Source organism: Micromonospora sp. NPDC048905, from assembly GCF_040649655.1.
GTDB lineage: Bacteria > Actinomycetota > Actinomycetes > Mycobacteriales > Micromonosporaceae > Micromonospora.
In genome coordinates this window covers 24,458-44,656 of record NZ_JBEZFV010000012.1, presented here as the reverse complement: position 1 = coordinate 44,656, position 20,199 = coordinate 24,458, and the positions used below count along the sequence as shown (strand labels likewise).

16 protein-coding genes are annotated in these 20,199 nt (G+C 71.4%); 5 read left to right on the top strand and 11 right to left on the bottom strand.

The features are described 5' to 3' along the window. Positions 1 to 76: 76 nt before the first annotated feature. Entirely contained in the window at positions 77 to 592 is a 516-nt protein-coding gene (locus AB0C01_RS26525) for a PadR family transcriptional regulator (protein WP_091393967.1), read from the bottom strand. 177 nt (positions 593 to 769) lie between these two features. Next, a complete protein-coding gene (gene pruA / locus AB0C01_RS26520; protein WP_357242046.1) occupies positions 770 to 2,398 on the bottom strand; it encodes an L-glutamate gamma-semialdehyde dehydrogenase in 1,629 nt (542 codons plus the stop codon). A gap of 385 nt (positions 2,399 to 2,783) precedes the next feature. Between pruA and AB0C01_RS26515 the strand changes: the two genes are divergently transcribed. Further along, on the top strand, positions 2,784 to 3,914 hold the full coding sequence (locus AB0C01_RS26515; RefSeq protein WP_357242043.1) for a hypothetical protein: 1,131 nt from the start codon (positions 2,784 to 2,786) through the stop codon (positions 3,912 to 3,914). A gap of 126 nt (positions 3,915 to 4,040) precedes the next feature. Here the strand turns inward: AB0C01_RS26515 and AB0C01_RS26510 are convergent, their stop codons facing one another. Then, entirely contained in the window at positions 4,041 to 4,550 is a 510-nt protein-coding gene (locus tag AB0C01_RS26510; protein WP_357572420.1) for a hypothetical protein, read from the bottom strand. Positions 4,551 to 4,765: 215 nt separating this feature from the next. Between AB0C01_RS26510 and AB0C01_RS26505 the strand changes: the two genes are divergently transcribed. Both AB0C01_RS26505 and AB0C01_RS26500 read left to right on the top strand, forming a co-directional pair. Then, positions 4,766 to 4,993, top strand: coding sequence for a helix-turn-helix domain-containing protein (locus tag AB0C01_RS26505; RefSeq protein WP_357071774.1), 228 nt, complete (start codon positions 4,766 to 4,768; stop codon positions 4,991 to 4,993). Between the two features lie 235 nt (positions 4,994 to 5,228). Beyond that, positions 5,229 to 5,852 carry an Rv3235 family protein gene (locus AB0C01_RS26500; protein WP_357572419.1) on the top strand — a complete coding sequence of 208 codons (624 nt, stop codon included), beginning with the start codon at positions 5,229 to 5,231 and terminating at the stop codon, positions 5,850 to 5,852. Between the two features lie 376 nt (positions 5,853 to 6,228). Here the strand turns inward: AB0C01_RS26500 and secA are convergent, their stop codons facing one another. Then, the gene (secA, locus tag AB0C01_RS26495) at positions 6,229 to 9,156 is read right to left on the bottom strand and encodes a preprotein translocase subunit SecA (protein ID WP_357242031.1); all 2,928 of its coding nucleotides are present in this window, start codon (positions 9,154 to 9,156) and stop codon (positions 6,229 to 6,231) included. Between the two features lie 168 nt (positions 9,157 to 9,324). Here secA and AB0C01_RS26490 point away from each other — a divergent pair, with 168 nt between their 5' ends. Both AB0C01_RS26490 and AB0C01_RS26485 read left to right on the top strand, forming a co-directional pair. Beyond that, positions 9,325 to 10,476 (top strand): GNAT family N-acetyltransferase, encoded by a 1,152-nt coding sequence (locus AB0C01_RS26490; RefSeq protein ID WP_357242028.1) that lies wholly within the window; start codon positions 9,325 to 9,327, stop codon positions 10,474 to 10,476. Beyond that, the gene (locus AB0C01_RS26485) at positions 10,476 to 11,588 is read left to right on the top strand and encodes a GNAT family N-acetyltransferase (protein WP_357242025.1); all 1,113 of its coding nucleotides are present in this window, start codon (positions 10,476 to 10,478) and stop codon (positions 11,586 to 11,588) included. Before AB0C01_RS26490 ends, AB0C01_RS26485 begins: the two co-directional genes overlap by 1 nt. Before the next feature lie 70 nt (positions 11,589 to 11,658). On the opposite strand, the gene raiA is transcribed toward AB0C01_RS26485, so the two are convergent. The 7 genes from raiA to efeO form a co-directional block, all read right to left on the bottom strand. Next, positions 11,659 to 12,294, bottom strand: coding sequence for a ribosome-associated translation inhibitor RaiA (gene raiA, locus AB0C01_RS26480; RefSeq protein WP_357242022.1), 636 nt, complete (start codon positions 12,292 to 12,294; stop codon positions 11,659 to 11,661). 242 nt (positions 12,295 to 12,536) lie between these two features. Further along, complete coding sequence (locus tag AB0C01_RS26475; RefSeq protein WP_357572418.1) at positions 12,537 to 13,238, bottom strand: ComF family protein; 702 nt, start codon at positions 13,236 to 13,238, stop codon at positions 12,537 to 12,539. A 12-nt stretch (positions 13,239 to 13,250) separates the two neighbouring features. Further along, positions 13,251 to 15,065 carry an LpqB family beta-propeller domain-containing protein gene (locus AB0C01_RS26470; protein WP_357242016.1) on the bottom strand — a complete coding sequence of 605 codons (1,815 nt, stop codon included), beginning with the start codon at positions 15,063 to 15,065 and terminating at the stop codon, positions 13,251 to 13,253. After that, a complete protein-coding gene (gene mtrB, locus AB0C01_RS26465; RefSeq protein WP_357572417.1) occupies positions 15,062 to 16,819 on the bottom strand; it encodes an MtrAB system histidine kinase MtrB in 1,758 nt (585 codons plus the stop codon). The genes AB0C01_RS26470 and mtrB overlap by 4 nt, the downstream gene beginning before the upstream one ends. Positions 16,820 to 16,831: 12 nt before the next feature. After that, positions 16,832 to 17,521 carry an MtrAB system response regulator MtrA gene (gene mtrA, locus AB0C01_RS26460; RefSeq protein ID WP_110564421.1) on the bottom strand — a complete coding sequence of 230 codons (690 nt, stop codon included), beginning with the start codon at positions 17,519 to 17,521 and terminating at the stop codon, positions 16,832 to 16,834. 228 nt (positions 17,522 to 17,749) lie between these two features. Continuing rightward, complete coding sequence (gene efeB / locus AB0C01_RS26455; protein ID WP_357572416.1) at positions 17,750 to 19,027, bottom strand: iron uptake transporter deferrochelatase/peroxidase subunit; 1,278 nt, start codon at positions 19,025 to 19,027, stop codon at positions 17,750 to 17,752. Between the two features lie 25 nt (positions 19,028 to 19,052). After that, a complete protein-coding gene (efeO, locus tag AB0C01_RS26450) occupies positions 19,053 to 20,186 on the bottom strand; it encodes an iron uptake system protein EfeO (RefSeq protein ID WP_357572415.1) in 1,134 nt (377 codons plus the stop codon). Positions 20,187 to 20,199: the final 13 nt, after the last annotated feature.

The following is a 20,199-nucleotide window of genomic DNA, read 5'->3' as shown; positions in this document are numbered from 1 at the left end:
CGCGGTCCGGCGCGAAAGCGGCACTCCGCCACCCCGCGCTGAGCAGCTCCTACCCTTCGGGCGAACCCGCCGCGGATCACCCGACCGGCGCGGACTTCAACCAGGACAGGGCCGCCCGGTGATAGGCGACGGCGAACTCCAGCGCGCTGGCGTCGTACGTCTCGCCATCCCGTTTGGCGTTCTTCACCTGCTCCCGGACCTGGGCGAGGGCCTCGGTGTGGTATTCGTTGGCCGAGGCGTACAGGCCCTTGAGCTGGCTGGCGGAGTGCAGGTTGCCGAAGGCCATCCGCAGCGCGATCGGGTTGCGGATGGTGTCCCGCCCCGGGTTCTCGGCCAGCCAGCGGGAAAATGTCCGTTTTCCGCTGGCGGTGAGCGCGTACGGCTGGCTCATCCGCGGCCCCGGCTTCCCGAGCCGCACGAAACCGCGCTCGGCCAGCACCGGCAACTCGCGGTAGACCTGACTGCGTGTCATCGACCAGTACGGCGCCAGACGGCGCTCAGCGGCGGCCATCAACTGACCGCCTGTCATCGGGCCCTCGTGGAGGAGGCCGAGCAGGGCCGCCGCCGTAGGGTTGACTCCGGAATCCGCCATGCCCCCTACGCTGCCACTTTGCGCACCCGGCGTCCAGGATTTGCCGGTTTGCCACCCAACAGGACTTCCTAAGTGCACTGTCGGCGGCAGACTGTCCGTTGAGGACCGTCGATGGATCACGACCCTCGGCCGACCCGCCGGCGGCACCGCGTGCCCCCGGCGGGTCGTCGCCGCAGGTCAGCCCATGTGGGGGTAGGTGTGGTCGGTCGGCGGCACGAAGGTCTCCTTGATCGTCCGCGGCGACACCCAGCGGACCAGGTTGAGCCAGGAGCCCGCCTTGTCGTTGGTGCCGCTGGCCCGCGCGCCGCCGAAGGGCTGCTGCCCGACCACCGCGCCGGTCGGCTTGTCGTTGATGTAGAAGTTGCCGGCCGCGTACCGCATGCGCTCGGCGACCGCGTCGACCACCCGGCGGTCGGTGGCGAACACCGAGCCGGTCAGCGCGTACGGGGCGATCGACTCGGCCTGCGCCACCACGTCGTCGAAGCGGGCGTCGTCGAACACGTGCACGCCCAGGATCGGCCCGAAGTACTCGGTGGTGAAGGTCTCGTGGGCGGCGTCGCCGCACTCGAAGAGCGTCGGCCGGACGAAGTAGCCGACCGAGTCGTCGGCGGTGCCACCGGCCAGCACGCGGCAGGAGTCGTCACCGGCGATCAGCTCCAACGCGGCGGTGTGCCGGGCGAACGCCTTGTCGTCGATCACCGCGCCACCGAAGTTGCCGAAGTCGGCCACGTCGCCGTAGGTCAGCGAGTCGGCGGTGGCGGCCAGCCGGTCCCGCAGCCCACCCTCCCAGATCGAGCGCGGCACGTACGCCCGCGAGGCCGCCGAGCACTTCTGACCCTGGTACTCGTACGCGCCGCGGATCAGCGCGGTGTGCAGGGCGTCCACGTCGGCGCTGGTGTGCGCGACCACGAAGTCCTTGCCGCCGGTCTCGCCGACGAGGCGCGGGTAGCCCCGGTAACGGGCGATGTTGTCGCCGACGGTCCGCCACAACTGCTGGAAGACCTTCGTCGAGCCGGTGAAGTGGATGCCGGCCAGGTCCGGGTCGGCGAGCACCACGTCGGAGACCTCCTCGCCCCGGCCGGTGACCATGTTGATCACACCGGGCGGGAGGCCGGCGGCCTCGAACAGCCGCATGGTGAAGTGCGCGGCGAACTGCTGGGTCGGACCCGGCTTCCAGATCACCGTGTTGCCCAGCAAGGCCGGCGCCGACGGCAGGTTGCCGGCGATGGCGGTGAAGTTGAACGGGGTGACCGCGTAGACGAAGCCCTCCAACGGGCGGTGGTCGAAGCGGTTCCAGACGCCGGGGGAGGACGCCGGCTGCTCCTCCAGCAGACGCCGGGCGAAGTGCACGTTGAACCGGAGGAAGTCGATGAACTCGCACGCCGAGTCGATCTCCGCCTGAATCGCGGTCTTCGACTGGCCGAGCATGGTGGCGGCGTTGAGGGTGTCGCGCCACGGGCCGGCGAGCAGCTCGGCGGCGCGCAGGAAGATCGCCGCCCGCTCCTCGAAGGGCAGCGCCCGCCACATCGGAGCGGCATCCTTGGCCGCCTTGATCGCGGAGCGCGCGTCGTCGTGGGTGGCGTGCCCGGTCACGCCCAGCACGTGCGCGTGCCGGTGCGGCTGCACCACGTCGATCGAATCACCGCCGGCCATCCGCTGCTCGCCGCCGATGGTCATCGGCAGGTCGATGCGCTCGGCGGCGAGCTCGGTCAGCCGCCGCTGGAGCCGGTCCCGGTCGGGGCTGCCCGGCTCGTAGTTGCGAACCGGCTCGTTGCGCGGCTCGGGAACGGAGAACACGGCATCCATCAAGGCTCCTGGCGATCTCGACAGCAGTGGCGAAACCGGACCCGCGGGCACCGACCGGGCGGCCGGACACCGGTCGCCGCAAGGGAGGGCCGAGCAGCGGCGGGACCTCCCGTAATTCTCCCACGAAGGCCTGCGCACCCTGCCTCCGCCATCGCCCTCGACCAAGGACCGACCCACCCCTGCTCTCCTTACCGACCGGGTTCGATCCGGCAATCCGGCCCGCGTTCCGTGCGCCACCGCACCCTCCGCGCCCGGCCGCGCTGGGGGTGCTGCGTCTCGGCAGGACCGGTGGGCCGCAGGTGTCGCGGTCGTCCGCGGCGGCGGAGCGCCCAGCCGAGCCGCGTACCCTGAATGGTCGGTGACCTGCCGCCTCGAAGGGGAGACGATGACCAAGCAGCCCGGCCGCGTCCCGGCCGCGGAGTCGCACGAGCCTGCGGCCGACGCGGCAAGCCCGAGCAGCCGGCCGCTGCCCGCGCCCGGCGCGGCGGTGCTCGCACTGCTGGCGCTCGGTTGGCTGGCCGCCATGCTCTGGTCCACCCGGGAGGCCATCACCTCGGCGGCGGCCGGGGTGACCGCGATCAGTCTCTCCGCGTTCGCCCTACCCGGCGTGATCTCGGCCGCGCTGGTCGGCGGGGCGGCCGTCGCGCTGGCCGGCGGCAACCTGCTGGCCCGCCGGTACGGCGACTGGGCCACCCTGCGCTTCGCCGGGGCGATCGGCGGCGGAATGCTTGTCGGGCTGGCGGCCGCGGTCGCCATCAACCTCACCTACTTCGACACCTCGACGACGAACGTGATCGCCGGCACCACGGCGGCCGCGGCGATCATCGGTGGCGCGGTGGCCGCCGCGCGGACCGCCCCGGCGGTCGGTGCGATCGTGACCGCCGCGCTGGGCACGCTTGTCTTCGTGGTCGCGTTCAGCCAGGCCCGGGACCCGCTGTTCGACCTCTTCGGGGCCGGCGACAGCCAGCAGTCGGTGGTCGACGCGGCCAAGTGGGTGTCCCGCACCGAGTCGCTGGTCGCGGGGTTGCTCGCCGGTCTGCTCGCCTTCGGTTACCTGACCTGGGCGCGACGCCGGGCGGTCCGCCGCGACCCTGCCGCTCGGGCGCTGCGCTGGCCGGCGTACCTGCTCGCCGGTGCCGGGCCGGGGTTGCTCCTGCTGCTCGCCGAGGTGATCATCCGGGTCGGTGGCCGGTCGCTGCTCGACCTGGCCAGCGCGCTCAGCGAGGCGGACGCGGTGGCGCAGACCTCGCTGGGCACCTCGCGGGTGGACAACGGGATCTGGGTGCTCTTCGTGGGGGCGCTGACCGCGCTTATCGCGTTCGGCCGCACGCTCGGCCCGGCCCAGACCGACGACGACGACGACCCGGCCGGCAGCCCGGCCGCCGTCGCGAGCCAGGTCGACCCGGAGGACGACGAGCCGGACCCGGCCGAGGCGTTCGACGCTCCGGCTAAGGCGTTCGACGCTCCGGCCGAGGCGTTCGAGGCGGACCCGGCCAAGGCGGACCCGGCCCGCTGACACTCGCCCGGCAGGGCGTCGCCTCGCGGTCTCGCCCAAGATCGTGCTCGATCCTTGTTGTAGTGGTGTCGGGTCCAGGGGGATGCCACTACAACAAGGATGTTGCGCGACCTTCCGTTGGCCGGCTCAGCTCGCCGCGTGTAGCAGCAGGTCCAGCTCCGTCACGTCGTACCACTCCAGCTCGTGGTCCTCCGCGCCATCGACGGTGAACTGGGCGTCGGGATCGCCGGCCGCCGCCTCGGCCACCACCTCGGCCGCTGCGGCGACATCCTCGACCGCGTCCGTACCGTCGACGTGCAGGGCCGCGACGGCAGCCACCGGCACGGCCTCGGCCAACGTCACCGTGCTGGACCCCAACTCACCGTCGCCCCGTCCGAGCGCGCTCGCCGGCAGGTCGACCGACACGACGACGCGGCGGCGGGGAGCGGACGGGTCGGCCCGGAGCAGGTGCAGCGCATCCTGGGCGGCCCGGGTGAACGCGACGTACTCCAACTCCTCCTCGTCGCCCTCGGCGTACCACTCGCGCAGCGCCGGGGTCACCGCATGCGCCTGGTCGGCGGCCAGCCCTTCCGCGCGCAGGCGGGCCACCATCGGTACGGTCGCCGGCACGTACACCCGGACTCGGTCATCGGTCACCGGTCGTCTCCCCCGCTTCGTCCTGCACCGGCGTCCACCGGCACGGGCGCAGATCATGCCGCACGCCGTGACCGTCATACACCCCGACTCCGGCCGGCGGAAGTTTCCGCGCGGTGTGTCCCGCGCGGTCGACTTCCGGCAGGCTGGTCAGGTGCTGGGCGGGCTGGGCGGTCGATGGCAAACTGAACCAAACGACATCAACCCCGGGAGTTCGTGTGGAGCCAAGGTTCCTGTTGCTCTCCGACGTCGCCACCGAACTGAACGTGTCGGACTCGCAGGTCTACCACATGGTGCGCAGCGGTGAACTGCCGGCGATCAAGATCGGTGGACGGGGCCAGTGGCGCGTCGAGCGCGCTCGTCTGGAGGAGTACATAGCCCGCAAGTATTCCGAGACCGCCGAGTGGGTGCAGAGCAACCCGCTGGTTGACCGCGATCCGGAGTAATCCCCTCCCCCGCGACCCCAGTGCTCAACTCTCCCCACCGCAGGACGCTTGATCCACTCCGTTTTCTGGAATGTGGGGTGTCCAGTCCGCGCGGATACCGCGCCTTCGGCACCACCGAGTGGATCATGCCGACGAGGGACGGGATGGTCGCCGGACCATTGACGGAGACCACTTTGTCGCCGAGAATTGGGGCTGTCGGAGGCAAACGAAGGCAAACGCAAGATCGAAGGGGTCCATGATGAGCGAGACGCGACCCGGCCCTTCCCGACCGCCCGTGCGGCTGCGCCCCGTCCCGCCCATCGACCCGCCGTACGCCGACGAGGCCGACGGGTCGTACTGGCCGGCACCCGTCCACGGCCAGCTCGCCCTGGACCTGTTCGCCTCGACCCGGCCAGACCCGGTCCGACCACCGGAGCGCCGGAGTGCCCTCCGCCCGGTGCCGAGCCGGTCCACCACCCACCCGGTGACGCCGCTACCACCGGCGACCGCCCCGGAAGCCACCCGAGCCGCGCATCGCTTCGTCGGCACCTGCCTGGAGGTGATCAACGGCTACCGGTCCCCGGCCCAGGTGCGGGCACTGCTCGACCCGGCCCAAGCGACCGACCTGCTGACCGAGCTGGCCCGAGCAGGTCAGCTACTGACCGGGTCGACCTGCGCGTCCGGGCGGGCCGAGGCACCTCGCCGTCGGGCCGGTCGACCCCTGGTCCGGTTGCTGCGCATGCGGGTCTGCGAGCCACGGGACGCCGCGGTCGAGGCGGCGGCCGTCCTCACCGGCGCGGGCGGTCGGAGCTGGGCCATGGCACTCCGCCTGGAGCACCGTCGGGGCCGCTGGCTCTGCACCGCCCTGCACGTCCTCTGACCGCAAGCGACGCGCCCAAGGGCACCGCACCCGTGCCTTCGAACGAGGTGGCCTCGTCGACCCTGCGGCGCCCCAGCCGAGCGCGGCCTCCAAGGCGATCCACGCCGCGCGACCTCAGCCGAACGCGACCTACCCCGCGCGACCTCAGCCAAGCGCGACCCCAGGCTCTGCGCGACTTCAAGTGCGGACCCAGATGGCCTGCCCTGGCTGATCGACTCGGGTTTTGGGAAGTCGGGGCATCAGATGGCCGCTGATGCCCCGGTTTCCATGAGGTCGAGATGATCATCGGGTGACGGCGCTGGGCGGCATGTCACGCGGGAGACGACGAACGGGTCCCGGCCTGTCTGGCCGGGACCCGTTCGTCAGGTGCTGTTGGTCAGTTGCCGCCGTTGGGGGCGCCGTGGCAGCGCTTGTACTTGCGGCCCGAGCCACACGGGCACGGCGCGTTGCGGGACGGGCCGTTGCTCGCCTCCGCCTGGTTGGCTGACGGCCGGCGGGAGGCGGCCGACGGAACCGCCGGGCCGCGCAGACCGGCCGCCGGACGTTGCGGGGCGGACGGAGCGGTCCGGCCCGGTGCCGCCGGAGCGCCCGGGGCGGGGCGGCCCACACCGAGCGCCGGAGCCTGCTGCTCGGCCTGCTCGATGACGGGAGCGCCAGGGCTGGCCTCACCGTCGATGGTGGGAGCCGAGTATTGCAGGCCCTGCCGCCGCGGTGCCTGGTTGAGGCCCTTGGCTCGGATCTCCACCGGCTTGTCCAGCAGCGCGACCTCTTCCGAGCCCGCGTCCGGCTCCGGTTCGGTCACCTGGACGTCGATGTTGTAGAGGAAGCCGACCGTCTCTTCCTTGATGCCGTCCATCATCGTGGCGAACATGTCGAAGCCCTCGCGCTGGTATTCCACCACCGGGTCGCGCTGGGCGTACGCCCGGAGGTTGATGCCCTCCTGGAGGTAGTCCATCTCGTAGAGGTGCTCGCGCCACTTCCGGTCGATGACCTGGAGCAGCACCATCCGCTCGAGCTGACGCACACCCTCGGTGCCGACCTCCTCCTCGCGCCTGTCGTACGCGGCGTTGGCGTCCTCCTTGAGGCGGGCGACCAGGAAGTCGGCGTCCATACCGGCCCGCGAGCCGCCGGCGTCCTCCTCCAACTCCTCGATCGTCACGCCGACCGGGTAGAGCTGCTTCAGGCTGGACCAGAGCTGTTCGAGGTCCCAGTCCTCGCCGTAGCCATCGGAGGTGGCCCCCCGCACGTACGCCTCGACGGTGTCGTCGATCATGTTGCGGACCTGGTCGGAGAGGTCCTCACCGTTGAGCACCCGAAGACGCTCGGCGTAGACGACCTGGCGCTGCTTGTTGAGCACCTCGTCGTACTTCAGCACGTTCTTGCGGATCTCGGCGTTCTGGCCCTCGATCTGAGCCTGGGCGCTCTTGATCTGCCGGGTGACCATCTTCGACTCGATGGGCACGTCCTCCGGGATGTTGAAGCGCTCCATCACCGCCTCGACCGCCCCGGCCCGGAACCGCCGCATCAGCTCGTCCTGCAGGGACAGGTAGAAACGGGACTCGCCCGGGTCACCCTGCCGGCCGGCGCGACCGCGCAGCTGGTTGTCGATCCGCCGGGACTCGTGCCGCTCGGTGCCCAGCACGTAGAGGCCACCGGCGGCGGAGACCTCCTCCGCCTCGACGTCGCAGGCCTGCTTCCACGTGGGAAGGACCTCCTCCATCGCCTTGGCGTACTCTTCCTCGTTTTCCAGCGGGTCGAGGCCGCGCTGGCGCAGCTCGTTCGCGGCGAGGAACTCGGGGTTGCCGCCGAGCAGGATGTCGGTGCCGCGGCCGGCCATGTTGGTGGCCACGGTGACCGCGCCCTTACGCCCGGCCTGGGCGACGATCTCGGCCTCCCGGGCGTGGAACTTGGCGTTCAGCACGTTGTGCGGGATGCCCCGTCGGCGCAGCAACTGGGAGAGGATCTCGGAGTTTTCCACCGAGACGGTGCCGACAAGCACCGGCTGGCCGAGTTGGTGCCGCTCGGCGATGTCCTCGATGACCGCGTTGAACTTGGCCTTCTCCGTCTTGTAGATGACGTCCGGCCGGTCCTCGCGAACCATCGGGCGGTGGGTCGGGATCGTCACGACGCCGACCTTGTAGACCTTGTTGAACTCGCTCGCCTCGGTCTGCGCCGTACCGGTCATCCCGGACAGCTTCTCGTAGAGGCGGAAGTAGTTCTGCAGGGTGATGGTGGCAAGAGTCTGGTTCTCCTGCTTGATCTCCACCCCCTCCTTGGCCTCGATCGCCTGGTGCATGCCCTCGTTGTAGCGGCGGCCGTGCAGGATGCGACCGGTGAACTCGTCGACGATCAGGACCTCACCGTCGCTGACGATGTAGTCCTTGTCGCGCTTGTAGAGCTCCTTGGCCTTGATGGCGTTGTTGAGGTAGCCGACCAGCGGCGTGTTCACCGACTCGTAGAGGTTGTCGATGCCGAGCCGGTCCTCGACCTTGGCGACACCCCGCTCGGTCACCGCGATGGTGCGCTTGGAGTGGTCGACCTCGTAGTCGCCCTCGCCGTCGGTGCCGGGCTGGAGCCGGGCCACGACCCCGGCGAACTCGCCGTACCAGCGGGCCGAGTGCTCGGCCGGGCCGGAGATGATCAGCGGGGTGCGGGCCTCGTCGATCAGGATGGAGTCGACCTCGTCGACCACGGCGAAGTTGTGGCCGCGCTGCACCAGCTCGTCCTTCGACCAGGCCATGTTGTCGCGCAGGTAGTCGAAGCCGAACTCGTTGTTGGTGCCATAGGTGATGTCGCACTCGTAGGCGGCCTTGTGCTCGGTGGCCGGCCGGTTGGGCAGCACCACGCCGACGGTCAGCCCGAGGAACTCGTGCACCCGACCCATCCACGCCGCGTCACGCTGGGCGAGGTAGTCGTTGACCGTGATCACGTGCACGCCCTTGCCGGACAGCGCGTTGAGGTAGACGGCCATGACCGAGGTCAGCGTCTTGCCCTCACCGGTCTTCATCTCGGCGATGTTGCCGAAGTGCAGCGCCGCGCCGCCCATCACCTGGACGTCGTACGGACGCTGGCCGAGCACCCGGGCGGCCGCCTCGCGGGCCACCGCGAACGCCTCCGGCAGCAGGTCGTCGAGGGTCTCCCCGTCGGCCAGCCGCTCCCGGAACTGGTCGGTCATGCCGGCCAGCTCCTCGTCGGTGAGGTTGACGTAGTCGTCCTCGATCGAGGTGACGGCGGCGGCGATGGCCTTGAGCCGGCGCACCATGCGGCCCTCGCCCGCGTTAAGGACCTTTTCCAGAATCGACACGGATCAACGCTCCCCTAGACAGTCTCGAACCATCGTAGGCGCTCCATCGGCGCGATGGTCACTGGTGGCGGTGGTCGACTCCGCCGAACCCGACATAATTCGCGTCCTGCGCACCCCTCGAACGTTATCCGGTTACGCCGTCGGCGAACGGTGCGGCACGATGCACGGGTGGAGCCCGTGGAGATCATCGAGGACGGCGTGCTGCTGCGGCCCTGGCGTGGCACCGACGCCGACGCGGTATACCGGGCGTGCCAGGATCCGGACATTCAGTACTGGACCACTGTGCCACGCCCATATCGGCCCGAACACGCCCTCAGCTTCGTCACCGAGATGAGCGAGACGGCCTGGGCGGGGGGGACCAAGGCGCCGTTCGCGGTCTGCGACCCGGCGACAGGTGAACTTCTCGGCTCGTGCGGGTTGGTCTCCATCGAGCGGGACGGCACCGGCGAGGTGGGTTTCTGGACCGCCCCCTGGGCACGCGGCCGGGGCGTGATGGTCCGGGCCACCCGGGCCGTGGCCCGCTGGTCCTTCGACACCCTCGGGCTGCGCCGGCTGATCTGGCACGCCGAGGTGGGCAACCACGCCTCCCGGCTGGTGGCCCTCCGGGCCGGTTTCCGGATCGACGGCCGGCTGCGGCTGGCCAACCCGCCGACGCGGTCCGACGCGGACGGCTGGATCGGCTCGCTGCTGCCCGGCGAGGTCCCCGAGCCCGGGGCGACCGGGCCGGCCGGTCCCGGCACCCTCGCCGCCCGGCGCGCCGCGGTCTTCGGCCGCCCGCAGCCCACCCTGTTCGCCACCGTCGGGGCCGGTGAGCTGCGTCTGCGGCCGATGGAGGAGCAGGACCTGGATGCCGTGGTGGAGACCTGCCGGGACCCGGAGTCCATCCGCTGGACGACCGTGCCGGACCCGTACGAGCGGGCCGACGCGCAGGGGTTCCAGGCCTACGGCCAGGACACCTGGGCTCGGGGCCAGGCCGCCTGCTTCGTGGTCGCCGACCCGGACGACACGTACGCCGGCACGATCGCCCTACGGCTCTCCCCCACCGACGCCCTGCTGGCCGACGTCGGCTTCATGACCGCGCCGGCGGCGCGTGGCCGGGGGTACATGCCGGCCGCGCTCGTCGCGCTCAGCGCCTGGGGCTGCGCCACGCTGGGCCTGGCCCGCATCGAGTGGAAGGCGAACGTGGGCAACACCGCCTCCCGGCGGGTGGCGGAGAAGGCGGGCTTCACCTTCGAGGGGACCGCCCGGGGCGGGGTGCAGCACCGGGGCGAACGGGTCGACGCGTGGGTGGGCGCGCTGCTCGCCAGGGACCTGGTCTGATGGCCCTGCGGCAGGTCGTCGAGGCGCACGGCGTGCGGCTGCGCCCCCTTCGGGCCGAGGACGCCGCCGACGTGGTCGACGGCTGCGCGGACCCGCTGACCCAACGTTTCGTCTCGAACCTGCCCACGCCGTACAGCCGGACCGATGCCCGGTGGTGGATCGACGTCGGCGCCCCGGCGGTCTGGACCGGCGGCGGCGCGGCGTACGCCGTCGCGGACCCGGCCACCGACCGGCTGCTCGGCGCGGTGGGGCTGAGCAACCCGGTGCCCGCGCGGGGCCAGGCCGAGATCGGCTACTGGCTGCGGCCGGCGGCGCGTGGACGCGGGCTGGCCGTCGCGGCCAGTCGCGCGCTCAGCGAGCACGCGTTCGCCACCGGAACGGTTCGACTGGAGTTGCTCACCGACCCGGAGAACGGCCCGAGCCAGCGGGCCGCGCTGGCCGCCGGTTTCCGCTACGAGGGTTCGCGCCGGTCGGCCGGTTCGGGCCGCGAGGGGGGTCGACACGACCTGCTGGCCTGGGTACGCCTCGCCGACGACCCGCCCGGACCCGTCGCCCGGCTGCTGCCCGACCTGCCCGGCGGGGTGCTCACCGACCAGGTGGTGAGCCTGCGCCGGCTCGCGCCGGACGACGCCGAGCTGATGTACCGACTGCACAGTCGACCCGAGGTGGTGGCGAACCAGGCGCCGCCCGTGCCGCCGACGCGGGAGGCGATCGAGCGACGGTGTCGTCTCGCGGAGAGCGGGTGGCTGACCGGGGACATCGCCCGACTGTTGATCACGGACGTGGCCGGCGGGGAGCCGGTGGGCAGTTGCGGGCTGTCGTACACCGACGTGGCGGCCGGCGAGGCGTCGGTCGGCTACGCGTTGCTGCCCGGCTGGCGCGGCCGGGGGTACGCGACCCGGACGGTCCGGCTGCTGGCGGACTGGGCGTTCGGGCCGGCTGGTATCGCGCGGCTGACCGCTGGCACGGTGCCGGACAACACCGCGTCGCACCGCGTGTTGGAGCGGGTCGGGTTCCGGCGCGAGGCACTGCAGCGTGGCCGGCTGCCCGGGTTGGCGGGCACCCGCCTGGACGATTTGACCTTCGCGCTGCTGCCGGCGGAGCGGCGCTGACGTCGCCGGGGGTCACGGGGTTGCGCTGGGCTCCCCCAGCACAACCCCGTGACCGCGGATCGGCTGGTGGTCAGGTGGCGAGGGAGATGATGCCGTAGTCGTAGGCGTGGCGGCGGTAGACGACGCTCGGGCGGCCGGACTCCTTGTCCTGGAACAGGTAGAAGTCGTGGCCGACAAGTTCCATCTCGAACAGCGCGTCGTCGATCGTCATCGGCTCCGCCGGGTGCACCTTCTCCCGGGCGATGTGCCACGGCTGGTCGTCGTGCTCCTCCTCGACCCGCTCCGCGACGGCGGTGCCGGCGCGGGCACCGTCGAGCGACGCGCTCAGCGTGCTGGTCCCCAGGTCGGCGACCGGCAGGCCCGCGGTGGCCTCGGCGACGGAGATCGGTGCGTGCCGCCCCCGGTGTACGCGACGGCGGTCGGCCGCACGACGCAGTCGGGTGTCGAGCTTCGCGATGGCCGCGTCGAGTGCGCTGTAGAAGTCGTTCGTGCAGGCCTCGGCCCGCATCACCGGACCCTTGGAAACGCAGGTGATCTCCACCCGCTGGCAGTGTTCGGCCTGGCGCGGATTGCGCTCGTGAAACAACTCGACATCGACGCGAATCAGTTTGTGGTCGTAGCGTTCGATCTTTGCGAGTTTCTCGGCTACGTGTACCCGGTAATGGTCCGGCACTTCGACGTTTCGGCCCTTGACCACGATGTCCACGTGACCTCCCTTGTTCGGACGGTCTTCGATCCGGCAACCCGGTCGCGCGCCGTGGGGGGACCCGCTGGCGTCGACCGGCTGGTACGGCTACGCCTCCTCTCACCGCCGAGGGTGGTGGAACGACCTCCTACCCCCGACAGCGAAACGCTAACTCCTGTTGGCCCGGCAGTCACCCCAAGTTGCCGAGACTCCCAGGATTTTCGCAGCTGATACACCAACGAGTGAAACGGAAACACAGTCGGTTACGAGAAGTGTCTTTTCTGGGTCGCGGCGAGCACCGCGGCGACACTCGGCACCCATCCGGTCGCGCTCAGCACCCGGGCCGCAGCGGCCAGGGTCACGCCTGTGGTGACGATGTCGTCCAGCAGCACCACGACCGGCGCGCCCGCGGCACGCGCCCCACTCGCGGTGGCGCGCGGCCGGAACGCGGCCTCGGCCGCCGCCGCGCGCCCGGCGCTGTCCAGGCCCACCGAGTCGGGCCGGGGCAGCGCCCGCAGCGGACGGTGCACCCGCGCCGTCCAACCGCCCTGGTTGAGCCGGGCCGCGCAGTGCCGGGCCAACCGGTCCAGGTGGTCCCCGTACCGGGACCGGGCTGCCACCGCCGTGTCCGGGACCGGGACCAGCGCCACGGGACGAGCCACGCCGACCGCCGCCGCGACAACCTCGGCGAGCAGTGCGCCGAGCGGCCGGGCCAGACCGTGCCGGCCGTGGTCCTTGTACGCCAGCAGAGCCTCGCGCAGCGGACCGGCGTAGGGGCCGAGGGCGACGCAGGACGGCAGGCCCGGCGGCGCGGGCCTCGGACGGACCGACCGTGGGCGCAGCGCGCCCAGGGCTGCCACGCAGTCCGGACAGACCCCGTGCCGCAGGCCGGGCCGGCGCTCCCGACAACCCGCGCAGGTGGTGGGCAACACCAGGTCGGCGAGGTCCGCCCAGAGCCCGGTCACCACGTCACCCGGTCAGTAGAGGAAGAACGGTGCCGACGGGTTGCTCGGGCGGACACCTGCCGGGACCGGGGCGATGTCGCGTACGCGGCCGGGCTCGATCCGTTCGAAGGGGCTGCTGCGGTAGGCCACCCCGTTCGCCTCGTACATGTAGGCCCCGCTGGGCACCCGGACGATGCGGTTGGTCGGGTACGCCGTCAGGTGGTTGACCTTGGCACCGAGGTCGGTCCGCAGCGGCGTCTCCAGCGCGCCGTCGACGCTGATCTCGTAGATCGCCGGCTGACCGACGGACCCCGCCACCACCAGTTGGTCCTCGCTGCCCCAGTCGACAGCGGTGAGGGCGGTCAGCGAGGTGGCCAGCTGCCGGGGTGGGCCGATGGAGACGCCCCCGCCGTCCAGGTTCACCGCGGCGACGTAGAGCCGGCCACCGGCGATCAGCGCGACCCGCTGGCCGTCCAGCGCGGCAGCCACCGCGCTGACGTCGGCGGGCAGGTTGAGGGGCACCTGGTACATCCGCGCCGACTCGTCGAACCGGTAGAGCTGCCCGTCGGCGACGACCAGGCCGCGGCCGGGGCGTGCGTCGACGGACCGCAACCAGACCGGACGGCTCATCGAGGAGTATTCGGACGTGCTGCGGAAGGGGACGGAGACCGGCGCGGCACCCGCACCCACCGCGAGGCGGCGTCGGCCGTCGCTGCTGCCGGTGACCACCAACGCGGCGAGGATCCGCTGGTCCTTGGCCATGGCCAGGTCGGCGGAGACGATGTTGCGGTTGGCCTCGGGCGCCAGCGGCACGGTTCCGCTGAGTTCGCTGCCGAAGTCGAGCGGGTGGATGGCGCCCTCGTACAGGCCGAACCGCTGCGGGCTCTCGGCGATCGGGTAGAGCTGATCGGAGTTCCGTCGCTCGCTCAGGTCCTGTACGGGCAGCGAGTTGTTGCGGATCTTCAGCTCCAGCTCACCCGGCAGGTCCCCCAACGACCAGGCGATCTGCGTGATCAACTGGTCGATCCCATTCTGGTCGTCGCCGGACATGTCCAGGTTGATCTCCCAGCGACCGTTGCCGCCGGTGGCGTTGTTGATCAGCTCGGTGCGATCGGGCAGCCCGACGACACCCGGGCGCAACCAGTCGGAGGGACCACCGACCAGCCACTTCACCACCTCGTTGACCCGGCGCCCATCCGGCACCGCGAGCGGCCGGTAGCGCTGGTCGGGCACGAGGCGCGTGCGGTCCGAACTCCAGAAGTAGATCGACTCGTCCTGGTAGTAGCGACGGAGGGCGGCGTCGCTGAGCAGCAGCACGTTCGGCGGGTCGAAAATGTACAACCCGGCCCGCTCGTCGTTCACGGCGCCGTTCAACGCCGCGCTGCGGATCCCGAACTCGTACTCCGTCTCGGTCGCCACCGGCGGCGCCAGGATGCCGTTGGCCCGCAGGACGCCGATCTGCTGCACGGTGATCTTCACCGTGGTGGTCGAGTCGCTGTTGAGGGTGTAGACCGCCTCACGCAGCCGCACCACGTTCAGCGCGACCTCGCTGCCCTTCTTCTCCTGCAGGCGGGACTTGTGCTCCGGGGCGATGAACGCCTTGACCCGCTCGTACGCCCGATCCGGCTCTCCGGCGGCGGCGGACAGGAAGTTGCGGACGAACGCCTCGTTGACGCTGCCGCTGGCCGTTCGCGTCGGCGGCTCGTTGCCGGGACCGTTGACCGCGCCGGCCTCCGTCGCGGTCCCGCCCTTGCCGTCCACCCGCACGTCGGACGCCGCCGGGATGCCGCAGCCACCGCCCAGCAGTACCACCACGCCGAGCGCCGCGACCAGGGTCGGCCGTCTCATGAGCGCACCTCCGCCCGCTGTCCGTCCCCGGTCGGCGCCGGGTCGATCGCCAGTGCCCCGCCGGTGCCGGGCCCGATGGCCAGCGGGCCACCGTCGCGGGGACCGCCGAACGGCAGCGCGGCGTCCGCCGGCACCAGGCGCAGCGGCGAGGTGGTCAGCCGGTCTCCCGCGCGGGCCGGCAGCGTGAGCCGGAACTGCGCGCCCTGCCCGGGTGCACCCCAGGCCTCCAGCCAGCCGCCGTGCAGCCGGGCGTCCTCCAGGCTGATCGACAGGCCCAGCCCGGTGCCTCCGGTCTGCCGTGCCCGGGACGGGTCGGCTCGCCAGAACCGGTTGAACACCAACTTCTCCTCGCCCGCCTTGAGCCCCACGCCACGGTCGCGGACGGTGATCGCCACGGCGGTCTCGTCCGCGCCGAGGGTAATCAGCACCGGTCGGGCCTCGCCGTGCTCGACGGCGTTGCCGACCAGGTTGCGCAGCACCCGCTCGACCCGGCGCGGGTCGACCTCGGCGATCACCGGAGTGCCCGGCAGGTCGAGTTCGATGGGTACGCCCACCCGCTCGGCCAGGCCGCCCAGCCGGTCGACCACCCGGTGCACCACCGGCACCAGATCGGTCGGCTCGGAGTCCAGCATGGCGAAACCCGCGTCGAAGCGGCTGATCTCCAGCAGATCGGTGAGCAGTTCCTCGAAGCGGTCCAACTCGGCCTGGAGCAGTTCGGCGCTGCGCGCCACCGCCGGGTCGAACTCGTCGCGCTCGGCGAAGATCAGGTCAGCGGCCATCCGTACGGTGGTCAGCGGGGTACGCAGCTCGTGTGAGACGTCGGAGGTGAACCGACGCTGTAGTCGGGACATCTCCTCCAGGCGCAGGATCTGCCGTTGCAGGTTGGTGGCCATCTGGTTGAAGGAGGCGGCGAGCAGGGCCAGGTCGTCCTCCCCGTTGACCACCATGCGTTGGTCGAGCAGGCCGGCGGAGAGTCGCTGGGCGGTCCGTGCGGCGACCCGGACCGGGTTGACGACCAACCGGGTGACGAGCGCCGCGAGCAGCCCGAGCAGGATCACCAGGGCGACCCCGGTGGCGACGACGGTGGCTCGGGCGTCGGCGGCGGTGACGTCCTGCCGGGTCAACGGCACCAGGTAGTAGAGCTCGATCTGGCCGAAGCGGGTGGGCACCGGCGAGCCGTAGACCAGGTATTTGGTGGACTCGCCGGTGAGCCGCCCGGTGCGGATCTGGCTGGCCACCTTGCCGTCCGCGATCGTGGCCCGCAGCTCCGGGCTGATCAGCGACTGGACGTTCACCGATGGCGAGGTGCGGGTCTGGATGTCGTTCTGGTAGCCGTCGGCCGTGATCGCCACCACCACCCCGCTCGTCTGCTGGGGGTCGCCGCCGGCCAGGTAGTTGACCGTCCCGTCGATGGTCTCCTGGAGCTGCGCCTCCTGCGACTGGCCGTAGAGGGAGACCTGCTTGGCCGCGTAGCTGGCACCGCTGATCACCCGCTGTCGGACGTCGCTGCGGGCGTTGTCGAGGAGGATCGTGGTGATCTTGTCAGCGATCACGAACGCGAAACCGCCGACCAGCAGGCTGGACGCGACAAGCGTGATGGTCACGACCCGGACCTGCAGGGAGCGCCGCCAGGTCTGGTGCACGCGGCCCACCACCCGGGCGACCCGGCCGCTCACCGCGCGCCAGATCTCCCCACCGGCGCTGGGCCGGCGGGCAGCCGTGCTCGGGGAGTGTGGGGGCGGCGAGGTCGACACAGTGCGACCAGGCTATCCGGTCCCCGCCTTGTATCCCACGCCCCGCACGGTGAGGATGATTTCCGGTCGCTCCGGGTCCGGCTCGATCTTGGCGCGCAGTCGCTGGACATGCACGTTGACCAGGCGGGTGTCGGCCGCGTGCCGGTAGCCCCAGACCTGCTCCAGCAGCACCTCGCGGGTGAAGACCTGACGCGGCTTGCGGGCGAGCGCGACCAGCAGGTCGAACTCCAGCGGAGTCAGCTTCACCTCCTCGTCGTTGCGGCTGACGGTGTGCGCGGGCACGTCGATGGTGATCTGGTTGTCGGGTGGCCCGATGGTCAGCATCTCGGGGGCCACGTCCTCGCCTCGGCGCAGGCGGGCCCGCATCCGGGCGACCAGCTCCTTGGGCTTGAACGGCTTGACCACGTAGTCGTCGGCACCGGACTCCAGGCCGAGCACGACGTCCACGGTGTCGCTCTTGGCGGTCAGCATGACGATGGGCACGCCGGACTCCGCCCGAATCGACCGGGCGACGTCGATACCGCTCATACCAGGCAGCATCAGGTCGAGCAGCACGATATCGGGACGGCTGTCACGAAAGGCGGCCAACGCCCGCTCGCCGTCCGCCACGAACGAGGGCTGGAAGCCTTCGCTGCGCAACACGATGCCGAGCATCTCGGCGAGCGCGGGGTCGTCGTCGACCACCAGTACGCGGGCTCTCATGGGATTAATATTGCATCCTCGTTCGGTTCGGTGGGACCGGCGTCCGCCGGTAACGCAGGGTGCCGCCACAGAAGCGCTCGTCGCGACCCCCGGCGGCGGCGCCACGGGCTGCGGTGCCCGGCACAGGATGAGGACTCCGGCCCAGGCTGCCACCATGATCCCCCTTCGACGGCACCCGGCGCCACCGCAGCCGCGGCCGGGGCCGGCTGTCGCCAACCTGACCCCGGGTCAGCCGAAGAGCGCGCGCCCCCAGTGGTCGCCGCCGTCGCGTACCCCGGGCGGGCAGGCGAACACGCCGCTGGAGACGTGCCGCAGGTACTCGTTCAGCACGTCGTGCCGCGCCAACTGGGTCTGGATCGGCACGAACTGGCGGCGCGGGTCGCGCTGGTAGGCGATGAAGAAGAGGCCCGCGTCGAGCCGGCCGAGGCCGTCCGAGCCGTCGACGAAGTTGTAGCCCCGGCGCAGCAGTTGGGCGCCGTTGTTGCGGCTCGGGTGGGCCAGCGTCACGTGCGCGTGCTCGGCGATCACCGGCTTGCCGTCCGCGCCGCGCGCGGTGAAGTCCGGCTCGTCGAACTCGTCGGTCCGGCCGAGGGGGGCGCCACTGCCCTTGGTCCGGCCGACGATCTCCTCCTGCTCGGCCAGGGAGGTCCGGTCCCAGGTCTCCACCAGCATCCGGATCTTGCGGGTCACCAGGTACGAGCCGCCCGTCATCCAGTCCGGCCCGTCACCCGGCTGCACCCACAACTGGTCGCGCAGCAGCTCGGTGTCCTCGGCCTTGAGGTTGGCCGTACCGTCCTTGAACCCGAACAGGTTGCGCGCGGTGGCCTGGTCACGGGAGGTCGAGGAGGTACGCCCGAAGCCGAGCTGCGACCAGCGGACGCTCACCACACCCATGCCGAGCCGGGCCAGGTTGCGGATCGCGTGTACGGCGACCTGCGGATCGTTGGCGCACGCCTGCACGCAGAGGTCACCGCCAGAGAGCTGCGCTTGTAGGGCGTCGCCGGGGAACTTCGGCAGCTCGGCCAGGGCGGCGGGCCGCCGGTCGGCGATGCCGAAGCGGTCCCGCCCGTCGGCGTCGCGGAACAACGTCGGTCCGAAGCCGATCGTGAGGGTGAGCTGCGACGGGGGCAGACCGAGCGCCTCGCCGGTGTCGTCCGGTGGGGCCTCCGGCATCCCGCCGACCGCGCCGAGGATGCCGGCGTCCCGTCCCGCGGTCATCCGGGCGGCGGCGGCCGTCCACTCCTCGAGCAGCTCGACCAGCCGGGCGCGATCCTTCGTGATCACGTCGAAGGCGACGAAGTGCAGCCGGTCCTGGGCCGGGGTGACGATGCCGGCCTGGTGCTCACCGTGGAACGGCACCGCCCCGGCCGGGTGGTCGCTCGCCGCGGCCGGACCGTGGGCGCCGTTCAGCAGCGCCCCCGCGCCGGCCGCCACTCCGGCGACCCCGGCCACCCCGGCGCCGGCCAGGGTGATCGCCCGGCGCCGGGTCAATCTGCTCCCACTCATCGACTCGACTCCTTCTGCCGAAAGGTCACTTCGCGACGGCTGCGGCGACCTTGCTGATCGGCTCGGCGAGCGCGTTGATCCCGTCGGAGAGATCCTTGAGCTCGGCCTTGCTCAGTGCGGTGTGCAGCTTCCACCCGTCGCCGTCGCGGTGCTTGCCGAGCAGCGCCTCGACGTTCGTGAACTCGGTGTCCAACTGCGTGACCAGCTCCGGCGAGCGCTGCTGCAGGGCCGGGCGGAGGGCGGAGACGGCGGCCTTGGAACCTTCGAGGTTGGCGGCGAAGTCCCACAGGTCGGTGTGCGAGTAGCGGTCCTCCTCGCCGGTGATCTTGCCGCTGGCCACCTCGTCGAGCAGTTCCTTGGCACCGTTGGCGAGTTGGAGCGGGGAGAGCTTCTCCGCGTTGGCCTTGGTCACGATCTCCTTGACGTCCGCCAGCAGGCGGTCGGCGATCGGGCCGTCCTTGCTGATGTCACCCGACTGCCAGAGGTCCTTCTCGATCCGGTGGAAGCCGGTGAACTCCATCCCCTCCTCGATGACCTCCTCGCGGCCATCGATCTTGGGGTCGAGGTCGCCGAAGATCTCGGCCACCGGCTCGATCCGCTCCCAGTAGGTGCGGGCGACCGGGTAGAGCGTCTTGGACTTCGCCACGTCGCCAGCCTTGACCGCGCTGACGAACTCCTCGGTCTTGTCCAGCAGCGCGTCGGTCTGGCTCTTGACGTAGCGTTGGTAGTTCTCGGCCGCGCCGGCCAACGCGGCGTCGGCGGTGAGCGGCTGCGCCGACCCGCTGACCTTGAGCGCACCCCGGATGCCCTTGCCGCTCATCCCGGGCTTGCAGGCCGTCTGGTAGGTGCCGGCCGGCAACTCCACGTGCAGCTCACGGCTCAGCCCCGGGGCGATGTTCTCCACCTCGCCCATGACGCGGTCGCCGTCGGCGTACACGTAGAACTCGGTCACCTTCGCGCCGGAGTTGGTGATCTTGAAGGTGGCGGTGCCGGCGCCCAGGTCGGTGGTGCCGACCTCACAGGCGGTGTCGTTGGCCTTGACCACGATCGGTCCGCCGGACGCGGCCGGGTCACCCTTGTCGGAGTCGGAGCAGGCGGCCAGACCGGCCGTCGCCAGCGCGCCGACGGCGGCCAGCGCGAAAAATCGGGTGGTACGCATCTGAGCTGTCTCT